The 16,672-nt window shown below is 61.4% G+C and carries 16 protein-coding genes and 1 pseudogene; 6 read left to right on the forward strand and 11 right to left on the reverse strand.

The window, feature by feature from the left end; all coding sequences use genetic code 11:
- Positions 1 to 12 precede the first annotated feature (12 nt).
- Both D3M70_RS21700 and D3M70_RS21705 read right to left on the reverse strand, forming a co-directional pair.
- Positions 13 to 2,772 (reverse strand): PAS domain-containing sensor histidine kinase, encoded by a 2,760-nt coding sequence (locus D3M70_RS21700; protein WP_256659949.1) that lies wholly within the window; start codon positions 2,770 to 2,772, stop codon positions 13 to 15.
- Entirely contained in the window at positions 2,762 to 3,220 is a 459-nt protein-coding gene (locus D3M70_RS21705) for a TadE/TadG family type IV pilus assembly protein (protein WP_120128388.1), read from the reverse strand. The genes D3M70_RS21700 and D3M70_RS21705 overlap by 11 nt, the downstream gene beginning before the upstream one ends.
- Before the next feature lie 75 nt (positions 3,221 to 3,295).
- Here D3M70_RS21705 and D3M70_RS21710 point away from each other — a divergent pair, with 75 nt between their 5' ends.
- Entirely contained in the window at positions 3,296 to 3,766 is a 471-nt protein-coding gene (locus tag D3M70_RS21710; protein WP_120127699.1) for a prepilin peptidase, read from the forward strand.
- A 151-nt stretch (positions 3,767 to 3,917) separates the two neighbouring features.
- Positions 3,918 to 4,682, forward strand: a complete 765-nt coding sequence (locus D3M70_RS21715) for a response regulator transcription factor (RefSeq protein ID WP_120127700.1) — start codon at positions 3,918 to 3,920, stop codon at positions 4,680 to 4,682.
- A gap of 214 nt (positions 4,683 to 4,896) precedes the next feature.
- On the opposite strand, the gene D3M70_RS21720 is transcribed toward D3M70_RS21715, so the two are convergent.
- The 8 genes from D3M70_RS21720 to cpaB all read right to left on the reverse strand — a co-directional run bounded on the left by D3M70_RS21720 (position 4,897) and on the right by cpaB (position 12,393).
- A complete protein-coding gene (locus D3M70_RS21720; protein WP_120127701.1) occupies positions 4,897 to 5,178 on the reverse strand; it encodes a DUF3613 domain-containing protein in 282 nt (93 codons plus the stop codon).
- Positions 5,175 to 5,903: a tetratricopeptide repeat protein gene (locus D3M70_RS21725; RefSeq protein ID WP_120127702.1), complete on the reverse strand. Its 729-nt coding sequence runs from the start codon at positions 5,901 to 5,903 to the stop codon at positions 5,175 to 5,177. The genes D3M70_RS21720 and D3M70_RS21725 overlap by 4 nt, the downstream gene beginning before the upstream one ends.
- 9 nt (positions 5,904 to 5,912) lie before the next feature.
- On the reverse strand, positions 5,913 to 6,740 hold the full coding sequence (locus tag D3M70_RS21730; protein ID WP_375233028.1) for a type II secretion system F family protein: 828 nt from the start codon (positions 6,738 to 6,740) through the stop codon (positions 5,913 to 5,915).
- A 61-nt stretch (positions 6,741 to 6,801) separates the two neighbouring features.
- Positions 6,802 to 7,686, reverse strand: coding sequence for a type II secretion system F family protein (locus tag D3M70_RS21735; RefSeq protein ID WP_120127704.1), 885 nt, complete (start codon positions 7,684 to 7,686; stop codon positions 6,802 to 6,804).
- 25 nt (positions 7,687 to 7,711) lie between these two features.
- Positions 7,712 to 8,974 (reverse strand): CpaF family protein, encoded by a 1,263-nt coding sequence (locus D3M70_RS21740; RefSeq protein ID WP_081563957.1) that lies wholly within the window; start codon positions 8,972 to 8,974, stop codon positions 7,712 to 7,714.
- Entirely contained in the window at positions 8,975 to 10,171 is a 1,197-nt protein-coding gene (locus tag D3M70_RS21745) for a pilus assembly protein (protein WP_120127705.1), read from the reverse strand. It abuts the gene before it with no gap.
- Positions 10,168 to 11,379: a type II and III secretion system protein family protein gene (locus D3M70_RS21750; RefSeq protein ID WP_256659974.1), complete on the reverse strand. Its 1,212-nt coding sequence runs from the start codon at positions 11,377 to 11,379 to the stop codon at positions 10,168 to 10,170. The genes D3M70_RS21745 and D3M70_RS21750 overlap by 4 nt, the downstream gene beginning before the upstream one ends.
- Before the next feature lie 66 nt (positions 11,380 to 11,445).
- On the reverse strand, positions 11,446 to 12,393 hold the full coding sequence (cpaB, locus tag D3M70_RS21755; protein ID WP_120127707.1) for a Flp pilus assembly protein CpaB: 948 nt from the start codon (positions 12,391 to 12,393) through the stop codon (positions 11,446 to 11,448).
- 318 nt (positions 12,394 to 12,711) lie between these two features.
- Here cpaB and D3M70_RS21760 point away from each other — a divergent pair, with 318 nt between their 5' ends.
- The 3 genes and pseudogenes from D3M70_RS21760 to D3M70_RS33535 form a co-directional block, all read left to right on the forward strand.
- Positions 12,712 to 12,906, forward strand: a complete 195-nt coding sequence (locus D3M70_RS21760; protein WP_120127708.1) for a Flp family type IVb pilin — start codon at positions 12,712 to 12,714, stop codon at positions 12,904 to 12,906.
- 64 nt (positions 12,907 to 12,970) lie between these two features.
- The coding region (locus D3M70_RS33530) for a response regulator (protein ID WP_256659950.1) at positions 12,971 to 13,204 on the forward strand (234 nt) is incomplete at its 3' end.
- A 1-nt stretch (position 13,205) separates the two neighbouring features.
- Positions 13,206 to 13,341, forward strand: a pseudogene (locus tag D3M70_RS33535) (response regulator); the annotation flags it as partial.
- 487 nt (positions 13,342 to 13,828) lie between these two features.
- Here D3M70_RS33535 and pbpC read toward each other — a convergent pair.
- A complete protein-coding gene (gene pbpC, locus D3M70_RS21770; protein ID WP_120127709.1) occupies positions 13,829 to 16,180 on the reverse strand; it encodes a peptidoglycan glycosyltransferase PbpC in 2,352 nt (783 codons plus the stop codon).
- 98 nt (positions 16,181 to 16,278) lie between these two features.
- Here pbpC and D3M70_RS21775 point away from each other — a divergent pair, with 98 nt between their 5' ends.
- Positions 16,279 to 16,572: a hypothetical protein gene (locus D3M70_RS21775; protein ID WP_093464803.1), complete on the forward strand. Its 294-nt coding sequence runs from the start codon at positions 16,279 to 16,281 to the stop codon at positions 16,570 to 16,572.
- The last annotated feature ends 100 nt before the right edge of the window (positions 16,573 to 16,672 follow it).

The following is a 16,672-nucleotide window of genomic DNA, read 5'->3' on the forward strand; positions in this document are numbered from 1 at the left end:
GGGACGAGCAAATCACTCCCGCACGATGGGTAATGCAATGCGGAAACACGCCCCTTCGCTGGAGTTACTGACACTCAGTCGCCCGCCCATCTGTTCGACGATGCCATAGCTCACCGACAGCCCCAGCCCTGTGCCAACGCCCACCGGTTTGGTGGTGAAGAAGGGTTCGAAAATGCGCTCCAGCAGACGCGGGTCGATCCCGCCGCCGTTGTCCTCGATCACCAGCCAGATGCTCTGTTCGTCCTGCTCGACATGCAGCGCGATCCAGGGCTCGAAGTCTCGATCCTTTTCCCGCTTGGAGAGCAGTGCATCGCGGGCGTTGACCATCAGATTGATCAGCACCTGTTCGAGCTGATCCACATGCCCGCGCACCTGCACCCGCGGCCCTGGCTCGCCAATCCTGAGCCCCACGCCTTTGCCTTTCATGCCCTCGCTGAGCATGTTCAGCGTGCCGTCCACTGCGTCGATGGGGTCGAACAACTGTTGCTCGATCTCCGAGCGCCGCCCGAACACGCGCATGTGGTTGACCACCCTTGCTGCGCGCTGCACCTGAGCGTCGATGCGGTTGAGCTTGTCGGTCAGGTAATCGATCTCGATGTCGCCGTTGCTCAGCCGCTTGAGCACGTTGACCACTGCCATGCGCATGACGTTGAGCGGCTGGTTGATTTCATGGGCCAGGCCCGTCGCCATTTCGCCTAGGGTGGCCATTTTCGCGCTCTGGTTGAGCTGCATGCGGGTGCGGCGGATTTCGGTGTTGTCGCGGCCCACGGCCTGAATCTCGACCAGCTTGCCGCTGTCGTCGAATACCCCGCGATCCGCCCAGATCCACCAGGCATGTTCGCGGCCCGGCAACTCCAGACAGATCTCGGCCGTGCTCATGGGCGACTCCGGCGTCAGCTCGTCGATGCGCCGCAAAAAAGCCTCTTTCTGCTCAACGGAAAACCACTCGCCCAGATTGACGCCGGGCAACTGCGCCGGCGTGCATTCCAGATAATCGGCCAGCGGGCGGTTGCCGAAATTCAGCACCAGATCCGGCGTGTAGCGGCAGATCATCGCAGGCGAATCTTCCACCAGAATCCGGTAGCGCTCCTCGCTCTCGCGCACGCGCTCGGTGGCCTGAGTCGCTTCCGTCACGTCCAGCCACAGCCCCACCGCTTCCACGGGCATGCCGAGGTCATCGCGCAACAGACGCGCCTCATCCAGCAGCCAGTGGTATTCGCCCTTTTTGTCGCGCAGGCGATAGCGGCAACTCACCACGCCTTCACGCAGAAGCTGGCGAGTGCGCTGAAACCAGATGTCATGGTCCTCGGGGTGGATGTATTGAGTCAGCAGCCCGTCGCCGCATTCGGCCTGCGTCCAGCCCAGCAAGGGCGTCAGGCTGGCGCTGAAAAACGATGGTTTCAGGCTGCCGTGATCGTATTCGAGTACATAGATCACCGCCGGCGAACTCGCGATCAGGTTACCCAGCCGTGCATGGGCCGCCGCCGCCTGGGTTTCCTGATTCTTGATGTCACTGACATCAAGCATGAAGCCCAGCACCCGCCGCGCCTGACCGCTGACCAGCATCTGGCCTTGAATGCGCAGCCATATCGCTGGCTGAGCCGGATCCTCCTGAAGCAGCCTGACACACGCGAGCATCGGCGTGCCGTGGTGGCGCAACAGGCTCAGGCGAGTGTCCAGTTCATGTCGGTCTGCCGGGTGAATCATTTGCAGCCAGGTCGTCAGGGGCAGTACGTCATGGTTTTCCGGCAAACCCAGGGTGCGCGCCAACTGCGGCGCCAGTTGCACCTCTTCGGTATCCGGCAACAACTCCCACCAGCCGGTGCCGAGCAAGTCCTGCAAGACGGCCAGTCGCTCGAGCTGATGGCGGTGGGCCTGATCGGCATGACGGTACAGAATCGGCCCCGCGAGCGCCGAACACAGGTTCATCCATTCGCGGTCGCCCAGTTCGGGCACTTGCTGCGCCGCCCTGTAAAAACCGAACAACAGCCATGCCTTGACCGAGCCCTCCTTGTGATGGGGCAACAGAAAACCTTCGGCATTGCCGAACGCACTTTGAAGATGGACCTGGCGGCTGGGCGCGCTGAAGTCGATCTGGTGGGTGACCGTGGCATTCAGTGAATCCAGATCCGTGCCCAGGCGCTGGCCGTCCTGCCATAACTGCGGCGCCGTGTGCGCGTTGCAATGCGCATACACCCGCCAGCCGCTACCGCCCGGTTCGGCCAGTGCAAGCGCCAGACAGGGCACGCGATACTGCTGCGCAAGTTCTTCCAGTTGTTCGGCGGTGACGGCTTGCAAACGCTCGACATGACACCCGCGCACCTTCTCAGCGATCTGCCCGGCCAGGCGCAGACATTGCTGTCGGCTCTGGGCGACATTGGCTTCCTCCATCAGATCGCCGATGTCCAGCAACTGCAACAGCCAGTTGTCTCCCTGGGCCTGAACCCACCCACGGGTGTGCAGCACATGGCCGTTGGGGCGTTTGAAATCCAGATCCAGCATGTGCCCCAGCCAGTCCTGCGGCACGCCCTCGACCACCATCGCGCTACTGGGCATCAGATAGCCAAGCAGACGCTGCGCAGGAGTCAGTGCAGCAGCGATACCCAGCGCGCCACCCAATGGTTTGCTGATAGCGGTGACACGGCCCTCCTCGTCCAGCTGCATGTGCCACTCGGCGCTGAGCGACACGGGCTCGGCGATCAGGGGCTGGGGCTCGGCAGGCGCATCGGCGCGACCGAGCCAGCGATTGAGGATTTCATTTTTAAGGGGCAAGTTGCAGGCTCGCTTCGGCAGTGAGGTAGGTCGGCAGATTCGGCACGTCACCGATACCGGGCAGCGTCAGGACAGGCAGGACCTGCGTCAGTTTGCTCTTGGGGTATCGGATCCTGACCCGCAGCAGTTTGCCGTCGAAGACGACGTCTGCATCCGAGGCCACGTTGAAGGCGAATGCAGGCGGTATCCACGACAGTTGATAGCTCAGGGCAAGCCGGGCCTGAGCGGGGACCACGGTTTGATAACCGGCGGTGCTGGGGCTGATGGCGACACTCTGACGTACCGCTTCGGCCGTGGCGTTATTGAACGATTGCATGAGCAGCAGGGGCAGGCTGTAACTCACTAATCCGTAGAACACCGCGAAGAAAACCACGAACACCAGCGCGAACTCGATGGCGGCGGCGCCTTTTTGCGTGTGAGGGGAAAAATTGCGGGGGAACCTGCGCATGCCGACGTCTACCCTGACAGTGCTACCGTGCATGGAGCATAGATTCTTTCCGGAAAACAGGACGTTTATTACCCGATGAATTTACTTTTCATACTGCTGTGGTTTGCCGTCTGCGCCGATCAGGATGCCCGGCGCAGAAAGGTGTCCAACTGGCTGACATTCGGCGGAGCGTTGCTAGCGCTCGGGTATCTGCTGATCGAAGGCGCCAGTTGGCTGGGTGCTCCAACCAAACTTGCGTGGTGGGCATTGGCGGTGACATGGGTCTTGACGCTGCCGGGTTATGCACTGAACCGGCTTGGCGCGGGCGATGTGAAGCTCATGACGGCGGTAGCGCTGGCCAGTGATCATTTGCACATACTGGGGACGTTTATCGGCGCGGGCATGACCAGTGTGATCTGGCTGCTGACGCGTCAAAAAATCTGGATTCATGTAACTCAAGGGTTTAGAGATCGCTATCCCAACCTCGCTCCACAGGCGTCAAGCAAACAGCCTTTCGTGCCCTTTCTGTTCCTGGGATTTATCGGGACGGTCGTCTGGCTCCACTAGTCGAATCGCCATCACACGCTATGTACATAGTCAGAAAGTGAGACTAGGTTTAGTCCTACGCCCGGCCATTCACAGTCCTACAGTGGGTTGCCGTGAAGGATTCACATGACACCGGGCCCGGTTCAGCAGTCGTCGCAGCAGGGAGTCGCGAGTGAACAAGCATTCGGCAATAAAAGTTCTGGTGGTTGACGATCACCCCCTCATCGTCGACGAGATCAGCGAGTTTCTCGAAGGCAGCGGCTATCGCTGCGTGCCTTGCTATTCGAGCCGCGAGGCACTGGAGCAGTTTCGCGATGACAGCAGCATCGCCATCGTACTCTGCGATCTGGACATGCCGGGGCTCAACGGCATCGAGCTGGTCGAAGCCATGAAGTTGCTGGCGGGCAAGAAGCGTATCTTTGAATCCATCATGCTGACCGGTCGCGCCGAGAAGCAGGACGTGATCAAGGCCCTGCGCGCAGGCATTGCCGATTACTACCAGAAACCTGTCGATCTCAACGAACTGCTTCTGGGCGTGCAACGTCAGGAAGAGTCGCTTGAGGATCGCGTGAAGAACGTTCAGCATCTGGGGCACCTCAACGACAAATTGCAGTTTCTGGCGGCGTCCATCGACGACCTTTGTCAGGACCTGGACAAATCGCGTCAATTCGCTCAACCGGCTGCTGACGCCGAAGCAGAGTTTGAAATTCCGGCCATCTTCGAACATCTGTCCCCCCGCCAACTGGACGTCGCCAAGCTAGTGAGCAAGGGCCAGACCAACTACCAGATCGCCTGCGAACTGGGCATCACCGAAAACACCGTGAAGCTCTATGTCTCACAGGTCCTGCGCCTGACGCACATGCACAACCGCACCCAACTGGCGCTCGCATTGTCGCCGAACAGTGCAGCGGCGCGAGGGCGTGTGACTGCGCATTGAAACTGCATGGGCCCAGCTAGATCGCTGTAGCTTTTGACTCTGCCCGGAGGGCGTGGGAGCGCAGCTTGCTGGCGATCTGGCGCGTAGCGGCAGTAAAACCAGCACCTGCGGGGTACTGGATAATCGAGAGTGTTCAGGACTTGCTGCCGGTTCCCGGCAGATCGCGAGCAAGCTGCGCTCCTGCGTCCTCCGGACAGAAGCAGAACCGCCACGATCAATTCCCCCCCGAACTGCCACTCGACACGCTGCCGCCTTTCTTCTGCTCATAGAAATCCGGAATCGGATGCTGATAGCTGTCGAGCCAGCGCTGCATGCTGAGGTCGCGCTCGATAGGGCTTGAGGGCTGCGCGATGGATGAAGCGGCCTTGCCGCTGACTTGCAGCTGCAGCCAGGTTTCGGTCTGTTGCTGTGTGGCAGAGGACGGGCCTGGCTCGATGGCAGCGGCAGTGCCACTGACCAATAGCACACCGAGTCCGGTCAGCAATGTGCGGTTCATGGTTGTCTCCCAGCAACGACGGATGGATCGATCACGGCCGCCACCTTGTCAGCCCTGATCGGCGAGCTGCCGGGGGCGTTCTTGAGTTTGTCGGCGCGGGCCTGGGCATCGTTGACCTGATCCGGTGTCAGCCCGGTGCGAGAGACCAGTTCTGCCGCTTGAGTCCAGTCGTCCTGATAGATCAACAGCGTCACCAGATTCAGTGCCGCCAGGGTGTCGGACTGCTTGAGTTCGATGGCGGTCAGGAACTGGAACCGCGCCTGTTCCAGCTTCAGTTGATTGAGGTAAACCACGCCAAGGTCATTGCGGATCTTCTCGTCGGTGGGCGAAAGCTTCACCGCCGCCTGCAGATGTGCCAGTGCCTGATTGTTGTCCCCACGCGCGGCTGCCAGTTGCCCCAGGCCATGCTCACCTTCGGCGGCTCGGCAGGTTCCCAGAAGACTCTTGTACAGCGGCTCGGCCTCGCTGCTGCCCAGCAGACGCAACACCCGCGCCTTGCGCAGTCGAACCTCCGCCAGATTCGGCGGCAGACCCTCAAGGTGCGCCAGGCTGGCGTGCAGTCGACCTTCGTCGGCCATGTCCTGCGCCATGTTCAGCGCCAGTTCCTGATCCGAAGTCGGCTTGGCGCAACTGGCGCCGTTCGCCTGCGCCAGCCACGGTGCGCTGCCATCACTGGCACAACCGCTGAGCAGAACAAGCCCCAATACTGCGATGACTGCTTTCATGCGTTCTCCCTAATGCGAACTCAAGGCCTTGCTGATGGCGACGAAACCGGGGCCGGCCAACACGATCAGCAACGCAGGGAACAGGAACACCATCATCACCACCGACATCTTCGCCGAGAGTTTGGAGATGTATTCTTGCAACCGCGTCAGTCGGCGGTCGTCGATCAGTTGCTTGAGCGCGAGCAGCGACTTCATCGCCCCGCCGCCCTGATGAATCAACTGATTGAGAATCACGCAGGTGTCGCTGAACTCATCGACGCCAAGCTGGAGGGCGGCCTTGTTCAGTTCCTCGCCCACTTCAAGGCCTGAATCCACGCGCACCAGCATGACCCTCAGTTCCGAAGACAGCACCGGCAGCAACCGCCGACCTTCATTGCTCAGCACACGCAGGGCCTGCTCAACCGCCATGCCGGACTCGAACAGGATGCGCAGCAACGGAATGAAGGTCGCGATTTCAGCCACCGCCTGTTTCTGACGACGGCTGGCAGCGGCGGCCAACACGCGTTTAGGTGCCAGATAACCCAGACCCAGCGCGAACACCGGAACCAGCCACGGGTACTGCGCATCGTTGTAGAACAGCGTCTGAATCAGCACTGCCACCCCAACCGACACCAGCGGGACACCGATCTGGCACGCCGCGAAAAGAGAGCGCTGGCTTGCCCGACGCCAGCCGATACGGTTAAGCAGTGTCTGCGTTTCACTGTCCAGACTGACCGAGCGTTGCCCGAATCGGCTGTCACCCAAGAGACGTAGCAGGCTTCCTACGCGACCGTCGCGCGCATTACCGCCCTGCAAGCGAGACAGGACGATTCGCTCCGCCCGGCGTTGGCGGGCCATAGTCAACAGTAGAAAAAATCCGGCGGCAGCGAAAAGGATCGATCCAAGTATCAGGACCACTTCAGATACTCCTCAGCATGCGCCATAGCGCCAAACAACCCAGGGTCTGCATGGCAAAGGCAAACATCAGCATTTGCTGACCCGACTCGTCATTCCACATGTGCAGCAGATAGGCGGGGTTCACGGCCAGAAAATACCCCACCATACTCACTGGCAGCAGCGCCAGCACGACCGCTGTCATGCGGGTCTCGCCGGTCATCGCCCGAAGCTGGCGAGCCCCCTGCTCGCGTTCGCGAATCAGTCGAATGAGGTTCTCCAGCAGTTCGCTGGCATTGCCGCCGTACCGGTGATTGACCCTCAAACCCAAAGCCAACAGCTGAAACTCGTCACGTTCATACAGGTCGGCGAAGTCCTTCACCGCGTCTGGCAGCGCGACACCCATATGCACGTTGCGCCTGATACGTGACATCGCCTCATTCAGCGGTTGACCCGCGGCATCGATACCGTGCAGGACCGCGTCCCCCAACGTTCGTCCAGATTTCAGGCTGCGCACTGTGTGGTCGAGCAACTGGGGCAGCTGCTCGATCATGCGCCGCACCCGGCGCTGATAGCGCAAACTGACGTAGAACCGGAGCGCGATGATCGGCAGTACGATCCCCATGCCCAGGCCAATCCCGTCATAGGCCAGATACCCCAGCAGCATCGCGGTCAACCAGATTGTCAGTGCCAATGGCAAGCGTGCGGTCGGTCGTCCGAGGCCGGCGCGCAAGAACGCTCGCTCGACCATCGCCAATACAGGCTTTGAACTCACGGGATCGGGCTGCCCCAGCACCAGACGCGCCATGATCCGCTCGTTCGCGCCCTTGTTCAGCCCGCGATAGAACAGATAGAGCGACAGCCCCATCAGCAGCATGAAAACCAGACCCAGAACAATGGCGCCTCTCACCGTGAGCCTTCCTCCCTTTGCGCGCTCAGTAATCCAGTTGCCGGAGCTTGTCACCGGCAGGATTGATCGCCTCGCGCAGGAAGCCGAAGCCGGTGCGGCGATCCAGCCGGAACAGGGTGTTGGTGACGTAGACGTCATCACGTGTGCCCACCACTTCCACCACCTCGCTGACGCAGCGCCGCCCGTCGGGCATGCGGGTCAGTTGAATGATCACGTCCAGTGCGGCGCAGATCATCTGTCGCAGGGTTTTCTCGGCGATCTGCCGCCCGGTCAGCCCCACCAGAGTCTCCAGGCGCAACAGGGCATCCTGCGCATTGTTGGCGTGGACGGTGCTCATGGAGCCGTCGTGGCCGGTGTTCATCGCGGTCATCACGTCGAGCACTTCCACACCACGAATCTCGCCGAGAATGATCCGGTCCGGGCGCATCCGCAGGGCGTTGCGAATCAGGTCGCTGGCACGCACTTCGCCATGGCCTTCGGCGTTGGGTGGGCGGGTTTCCAGACGCACCACATGAGGGTGTCCGAGTTGCAGTTCAGCGACGTCTTCGATGGTGACCAACCGTTGCTGGCTGTGGATCATCTGGCTGAGCACGTTGAGCATGGTGGTCTTGCCTGTGCCCGTACCGCCGCTGATCAAGATGTTGCAGCGCTTGCTGACGGCGCTTTCCAGAAAGTCGTAGATGGGCTGATCGATGGTCTGCATCGCCACCAGATCCGAGCTTTTGAGCATGTCCTTGCGAAACTTGCGGATCGACACGCAGGGACCGTCCAGCGCAATCGGCGGGATGATCGCGTTGACCCTGCTGCCGTCGGGCAAACGGGCATCGACCATCGGCGAGGACTCGTCCAGACGCCTGCCCAGTGGCGCAAGAATCCGCTGGATGACGCGCTCGACGTGGTGCGAATCGATGAAGCGCAGGTCCGAATGATGGAGCACGCCTTCGCGTTCGATGAACACTTTGTTCGGGCCATTGACCAGAATTTCCGTGACTGACTTGTCCCGCAACAGCACTTCGAGCGGGCCGAAACCGGTGAGTTCGTCCACCAGTTCTTCGGCCAGACGCTCCATCTCGTAACGGGAAATCGCCAGACGCAACCGGGCGACGTACTCGGCGACCTTGTCGGTCACGAACTGCGCCAGAGCCGGGCGCGTGCCCTCCAGCAGGTTGCGGCCGCTTTCCTCGATGGCGTCGATGATGTAGCGGTGCAACACCAGTTTCAGGCCCTGCCCGTCACCCCCGCTTTCGGCAGGACGGGACGACACGCCAAAGAGTTTCTCGCCTTTCATTTATCTGCGCCCCCACAATCGAGTGAGCCATCCACCCGCGGACTTGCTGCTGTCTTCGGAGTGGCTGGCCAGACGTTCGCCGAGGTGGCGCAGCCCTGCGGTCAGCGACTCCCTGGACGACAGCTCGAACAGCGATAAACCCTGATTCTTGGCGTTCAGGCGCAATTCGGGACTCAGCGGCAATACCGCCATGGCCTTGAGCCCAAACGTCTTTTCAAGTGTCTCGGCATTGGGCGTGACCTGACGCAGGTACTTGTCCACCAGAAGCCCGGCGTGCTGAAGTTTCAGGCCCTTCTCGCGCCATAGATTGAGGATCGCCAGATTGCGTCGGCATTCAATGACGTTCTGGTCCACGTACCACAGCAGTTGATCGCAATGGGCGACGAAGGTACGCAGTGACTCACTGTCCGGTTGCCCGACCAGATTCACCACCACGTGCTGAAAATGCTGACGCAAGGCGCTGAGCAGCATGTACAGCTCGGCCGCGCTGGTGTGCTCCAGGGACGTGTCGTCCTCGGCATAGGCCAAGATGCGTAACTGGGTGGGATGAAGGGTGAAAGCGCTGTCGATCAGGGTCGAATCCAGCCTGCGCAGGTGCCGCAATGCGTCGCCGAAGTTGAACGTGGATTCGAGGCTGAGCATCGCCAGGCTGTCGCCGCGCGGCAGGCCCAGATCCAACAGCAACGTGCGCTGGCCTTTCTGCTGCGCGACCAGTGCGAGATGCGCTGACACCAGCGCGCCGTCGCCATCGCACTGAGAGCCATAAATCACCGTCAGGCCACCCATGTTCGGGTTGGGCGCCACCGCCGGCAGACGCTTGCTCAGGCGGCGTACGAGCCCCGCGACTTCACTGGAACGCGAGCCATAGGCGACGAAATCCCGTGCGCCAGCGCGCATCGCGTTGAGCACCAACTGATTGTCCATGCCATCGCCCAAGGCAACGATGGCGAGCATTGGCTTGGCCTCCAGCGCCCCTTCGATCAGAGCGCTCTGGTTCATCAGGTGCTCACGATCAAGCCCCACGAACACCACGCTGGCGAAGGTCACGTCCACCAGCGCCAGCAACTCGTCGAGGCTGCCGGTTCCGGCACTGACCACCTGCCCCAGCGGCGCCAGCGCGCCTTGCAGCCATTCAAGGTCGGTAGTGTTGCGAGTGATCGCCAGAAAAGTCTGGCTCAGACTAGGGCCCTGGCTCATTGCGATAACCCGCTACGGCGGTCGAAATTGCCGTTCTCAAGGAAGTACAGCTTCAGGAAATTCGGATCGTAGTTACGCAGGCTTTCGCCCGGCAGCGAGGGCAATGGCGCATTCGCTGCCAGGGGCTGGACCAGATGGGGGGTGACGATCATCAGCAATTCGCGCTCGTCGCGGTTGATCTGAGAGCTGCGAAACAGCGCACCGAGGATCGGGATGTCACCCAGGCCCGGAAACTTGTCCACCGATGCAATGTTGCTGGTGTTGATCAGGCCACTGATGACGAAACTTTCGCCATCGGCGAGGGAAACGCTGGTGTCGGTACGGCGCACGTTCAGGGCCGGAACCGTGGTGCCGGCAATCGTCACGCCTGCGGTGAAATCCAGCTCGCTGACTTCGGGCGCGACCTTCAGTGCAATGCGGTTACGCCCCACCACGGTCGGCGTCAGGGTCAGGCGCACGCCGTATTCCTTGTACTCGATGGAGATGCCGTTGCCCTCTCCATTGGGCACCGGCACCGGAAACTCGCCTCCGGCCAGGAAGCTTGCGCTCTGCCCGCTCAGGGCCACCAGACTCGGCCGCGCCAGCGTGTAGGCGAAGCCGCTGCTTTCCATGGCGTTGAGCATGCCCAGCACCTTGCTGCTGCCGCCACCCCAGACGATGTTGAAGTTATTGTTGTTCAGCGGGATCGCCGGACGCGTGCCGCCCACCGTTCCCGGTGACACCGTCACCCCAGGCACGGTGCCTGGCGAGCCGAACAGGAAGTTGTTGGAGCCCTTGCCGAAGATAGAGGTACTGGCTTCTTTGAGCTTGGTGCGGCTGACTTCAACGAAACGGATGTCGGTCTGCACCTGACTGGGCAGCAACGGGTCTTCTGACGGCGGCAATAGCGCGTCGGTCATGGCGGTCTTGGCGGCGCCGCGCACGAACACCATGCTTTGACGAGGCGAAGAGGAACAGCCCGTCCAGACCATCAGGCTGGTGGTCCCTGGCGCTACACCGGTCAGCAGAAAGCCGCCATTGTCATCGCCGTTGACGTGCACGTCGGCAATCTTCGGATCGCCCACCGCAAGGCGCGTGATCGCGACCGGCGAGCGAATGTCCTGCTGCACGCCCTGGCCGATCTCCACGGCGGCAGGCATCGCCGCCAGCGACGCGCACCCGGCAGGTGCCGCCATCGCCAGGCCCTGATAAAGACCGGCGCAGAGCATGGCCAACACGATACGATTCAATACCGGCTTGAAACGGTTACTCATGAATGTGCAGTCCTTGCTCGATCAGGGAGTTTGCTGCGTGACCTGGTTACCACGGATGACCTCAATCGTCCGCGCCATGCGAGGTGCGCCAGTGCTCATCTGGCTGCTGCGCCCGCCACCGAGGCTCAACTGGCTGAAGTGGGTGACGTTGCGATTGGCCGTGTCCAGTTGCAAAGCGATGTCGCTGTCGCCGGCCCAGTAACGCTCCAGATTTTTCTCTTCGGCACTGCGGACCGCCAGGCGCAGCGGGCCGGCCTGGGTCGCCAGCATCAAGCGGCTCAGGAGTTTTTCCGGCACTGCGACCACGACGCTGCGCGCATTGGTCCTGAGCTTTTGTTGTTGTTCGCGATCCTCGCGACTGATGCCCAGACTGTCCTGCCCCTGATTCACCGGCCCCAGCAGTGCGCCAACACTGAGTACACGCAGGGCCGGGACCACGGTTTGCGCACTGCGGTCCGTGTTGTTCTGGTCAGGCGGCAGATAGAGCAGAACATCGACGTAATCGCCGGGGGTCAGTTGCCCGCCCGCGCCGATGATTTCGTCGATGGACAATGCCAGCGCGCGCTCGCCGGGGTGAATCATGCGGGCCAGCGTTCCGCCGGCTTCGAAGCTGCTGTCCGTCAACCATGTGCCCGCCGCGAGTGGACGCCATGATGTACGCCCCACGGCGTCCTCGGGCTTGCTGAAGCTTCCAGCGGGTGCGACTTTCAGGCGCTCGACGATCAGGTCGTCAGCCTTGACGGGTTGGTGGGCGGGAAGGTCTTTGGCGAGGATCAACACAGGTTGCCGAGTCGGATCTTCCATCGGCTGTTCAGCGATGACGGGAGCGGCCGCAGGCGTGGCGGTCTGGGTCACGGGGGCCACAGGCGCAGGTGCTGGCGTGCGGCTCAACACCAATCCCCAATAGCCGGCGAACAAGGCGCCCAGCAAAAAAAGCACAGCGAGCCCCATTGTGACGCGACTGCTCATGACGGCCCTCCCATGCCTGACTACAACCTCGAAAACGCTACGAGACAACCTGCCATTCAGGTGGCTGTGAACATTCACCCTTTTCGCTATATGAAGGTAGTCGAGGTCATTCAAAACGCCATCAGCTGTCGGAAATTTCCGAACGACGCGTTCAACCGAGCGTCGCGCACGCAAGCGTGACTTCGCTTGCCACTCATACTTTGTGATTAATGCTTTCTTGTGATTGTGGAGTCGGAGAATGGGGTCAATGCTGTGGGCACGAAGGATTGTTAATGCATTACTCGATACAGGCGCTTTTTTTGCGCAAGGAGAAGTCAGATGTTCCTTAATTTCCTGTCAGTGATGATCCGCCGTTTCGTCAAAGATGAAGAAGCCGCCTCCGCTATCGAATACGCGATCGTTGTCGCAATGGCTGCGGCTGTCGCGGCTCTGTTCATGACCAATCTTGCTACGGAGGTCAAGCGGTTGTTCAACGCGCTGTTCACCGCCTTGAATCTGCCCAACATACCTTGAGAATTCCTGCGGTGAGACCGTATGAAGACATCACTGGTCACGCTCATTCGGCAAGGTACTCAACATGCCCGTCCACCCGACACGCCAACAATTATTACTCGTTGACGACGAAGAGGACGCCAACGAAGAACTCGCCGAACTCCTCGAAGGCGAGGGGTTTTGCTGCTTTACCGCTCCCTCGGTGAAGGAGGCGCTTAAGCAGCTGACCCTACACCCGGACATCGCGCTGGTGATCACCGATCTACGGATGCCGGAAGAAAGCGGTATCTCGTTGATCAAGCGACTGCGCGAGCACACGNTGACATGGAGGATGTCAGCGATCTGCTGCGCCTGCAGGTGCTGGATCTATTCCGCAAACCGATCTACCACGTCCGCCTGCTGGAAACGCTCAACAACCTGTTTCCAGAGCCCAAGGTGTACAAGGTCGGGCAGTAACTTACTTCCATTCTCGCGCGCATAAAAAAGGCAGGGGGTCATCGACTCCCCTGCCTGAAACAGGCGTTGGCGCTGGATGAAACGCTCCGGCTGGCGGCGCGCTGGAGAAGGAACACTGCATCGCGGACAACGCACTCGCGATAGTTCCCACACTGCCCGGCACTGCTTGCCGACGCCAGCCGCGTTCGCACCCGACTTCCGCCCAAGACGCCTGTAACGGGTTCGGCAACCTGCCGAAAACTGCAAACCGCTGGCTGTCATATGACCCCCTCCCCGGCATCGGCGCAATTCATCAATTGGTATTAAACCGTTCTGAACCCAGCGTGCACGCCCTTATGCCCCCCGCCCAGCCGGTCATGATTCCATGCAACCGCTGCCGCTGCGCATTCCTTGTAGCAGTCCGGCTTGCCGGCGGCGACGGACTCAGAATCGCTACCGCTGGCAAACCGGACGGCTGTGGGGGACATGTACCACAGGAAGTTTCCATTCAATCGACCACACTGAATTCGACCCGCGCGGTCTGTCCGCTTTCGTCCAGCACGCTCAGTTGATAGCGCCCCAAGCGAGTGAAGGTATGGCTGTAGCTGTCCTGATTGGCAGTGTCGGCAACCGGGGCGCCGTCGATGAACCACCAGCGTCGACCACTGCCGCCCAGGGCCGACAGCTTCAAGCGCAGTTGCTGCTGACTGCCAGCGGGCAAACGCAATTGGTCGCCCTCGCGCACGCCGACGATGGACAGCGGCGATGCGAGGCCCAACCCTTGAGGCGGGCAAGCGGGATCGACGGCGGGCAAACGTGCTTCACGCCGCTCGCTTTTAGGTAGCCAGGGCTCCAGCGGTGCGGGCCACAGCGCAACGTCTTGAGGCTGTGCCTGCGGGCAATTGGCGGCGACTCGCAGGCCCTTGTCGTTGATCCAGATTTTTTCCAGCAGTCCCAACCCCAAAGGCTGATCGGTGGCCTGTAAGGTCGGTGGCGAGGTGCTGTCCAGCGTCCAGGCGAAGCGCTGTCTGCGGCAGTTGGGATCGTTCTTGCTCATGGGCTGCCCCAACGGCCAACAGATCGCTGCCACCCCCACGTTCAGCGGCACGGGCAAGACCGGCGGCGGGATATTGCGCTGGGCGTCGCGGTTCACCAGCAGGTCGTGGACCTGCAGCATCAGCGGTGCTGCGGAGGCGAGCCCGAACTGTCCCGGCACCGGCGTGCCGTCCGGGCGGCCGATCCAGACCCCGATCAGGAACCGTGGCCCGACGCCAATCGACCAGGCATCGCGAAAGCCGTAACTGGTCCCGGTTTTCCACGCCAGTTGCGGACGCTGTACGAGTTCGGCGTGAGGATCCAGATCAGGTCGCGACTGGCCGCTGAGGATGCGTCGGATGATCCACGCGGCCCCCGGCGACATCATCGGTCGGTCACGCAGTCGGTCATCCGGCTGCAAGCGAATATCGGCGCTACGCCCTCCCCGTGCGAACGCGCTGTAGCCACCCACCAGGTCTTCCAGACGACTGCCCGCCCCGCCGAGAATCAACGCAAGATTGGGTTCGGCCAACGGCGGCAGCGTCAACGGTACGCCACCGTTGCGCAGTTCTGCGGCGAAGCGTTTCGGGCCATAGGCTTCGAGCAGCTGCACGGCGGGAAGATTAAGGGACATCGACAACGCCGAACTCGCCGCCACGGCGCCATTGAAGCCTGAAGAAAAGTTGCCCGGACGATAATCGCCGTAACGTCGCGGGACGTCTTGCAGCAGAGACTCGGAATGGATCAGACCGGCATCCATCGCCTTGCCATACAGAAACGGTTTGAGCGTGGACCCAGGCGAGCGCAGCGCACTGACCATGTCCACATGACCGAAGCGCCGGGCGTCGCCGATGTCGACGGACCCCACGTAGGCACGCACGGCCATGTTCTGCGCTTCAACCACCAGGATCGCGGCGGACGTACGCTCTGGGAGTCGTGCACGCCAGCCCAGCAACAGGTCTTCGAGCCGTCGCTGCAACCCCGCATCCAGGGTGGTACGAATCAACGGCGGGCTGTCAGGCCGGTTCAAACGCCGGGCCAGCAGTGGCGCGAGGCTCGGCTCCTGACGGGGAGCCAGTAACAACGGTTCTTCAAGCGCTTCGTTGACCGCCTGTTGCGGCCAGACGTCAAACTCGGCCAGCCGCTTGAGCACTTTGTCCCGCGCCGCCTGAGCCCGTTGAGGATGGCGATCGGGGCGCAAGCGACTCGGTGCCTGCGGCAGTACGGCCAGCAACGCAGCGTCGGCGCGGGTCAGCTGTTGCGGGGACTTGCCCAGATACGCCCAACTGGCGGCAGCGACACCTTGCAATGTGCCACCGAACGGCGCGCGATTGAGGTACAGACCGAGGATTTCGGCTTTACTCAGATGCCACTCCAACTGCGCCGTTCGCCACAACTGGCGCAACTTCCCTGGCAGCGTGCGCGAGTGCGGATCGAGCAGCCGCGCCACCTGCATCGACAGCGTACTGCCACCGGACACCACATGGCCGCCGCTGAGGTTCTGCCACGTTGCCCGCATCAGCGCCATGGGGTTTACGCCGGGATGCTGATAGAACCAGCGATCTTCGTAGGTCAGCAGCGCCTGAAGGTAATACGGCGAGACCTGGTCGACCGTGACCGGATAGCGCCACACGCCATTGGCATCGGCAAAGCGCCACAACGGCGTGCCGTCCTCGGCCAGTACCACGCGGGCCAGATCGTCCTTGGGCAACGGCAGCGGCCAGATTCGGTCAGCGAGCCAGATCAGCAGGCAGAGCGACAGCAGGCTACCGACGAGCCAGCGCAGAAAACGCCCCCATTTGCCCACAAGAAATCCGCGTGTCATGCCAAACAGCCTTTATGCTTCAGGGAACTCGCCCCGCCCATTGATAGCCAAAGCGAACAGTCCCATTTTCGTTCCACACCCCTCATCAGGAAGCAGACATGCAGGTAGAAAGCGTTTTCGAATGGCTCGGCCAGGTAATCGGGGCCGTGATCCGCTTCGTCGTCGACGGGTTAAGCTGGTTGTTCAACATGTTCACTCATGCCGGTGGCAATTTCGTCGAGGGATTGTCGCGCACGCTCGGCATGGACACCTCACTGATCAGTATCGTCGCGCTGATCATTGGCCTGATGCTGCTGTACTCGGCGATCCGTGCCTTCATGCGCGCTTCGATCATCATGGGGATCATCTGGCTGTTTCTGGGGTTGTGGTTGCTGAGCTGGATTATTCATTGACCGGACATGCGGAAACGCTACGTCCTGTAGGAGCGTGGTTGCCCGCGAACCCAGTCTGTCTGTGACCTGGAGTCGACTGACCCACCGAAATCGCGGGCAG

It is taken from the genome of Pseudomonas sp. LS-2, from assembly GCF_003605735.1.
In the GTDB taxonomy this organism is placed as follows: Bacteria; Pseudomonadota; Gammaproteobacteria; order Pseudomonadales; family Pseudomonadaceae; genus Aquipseudomonas.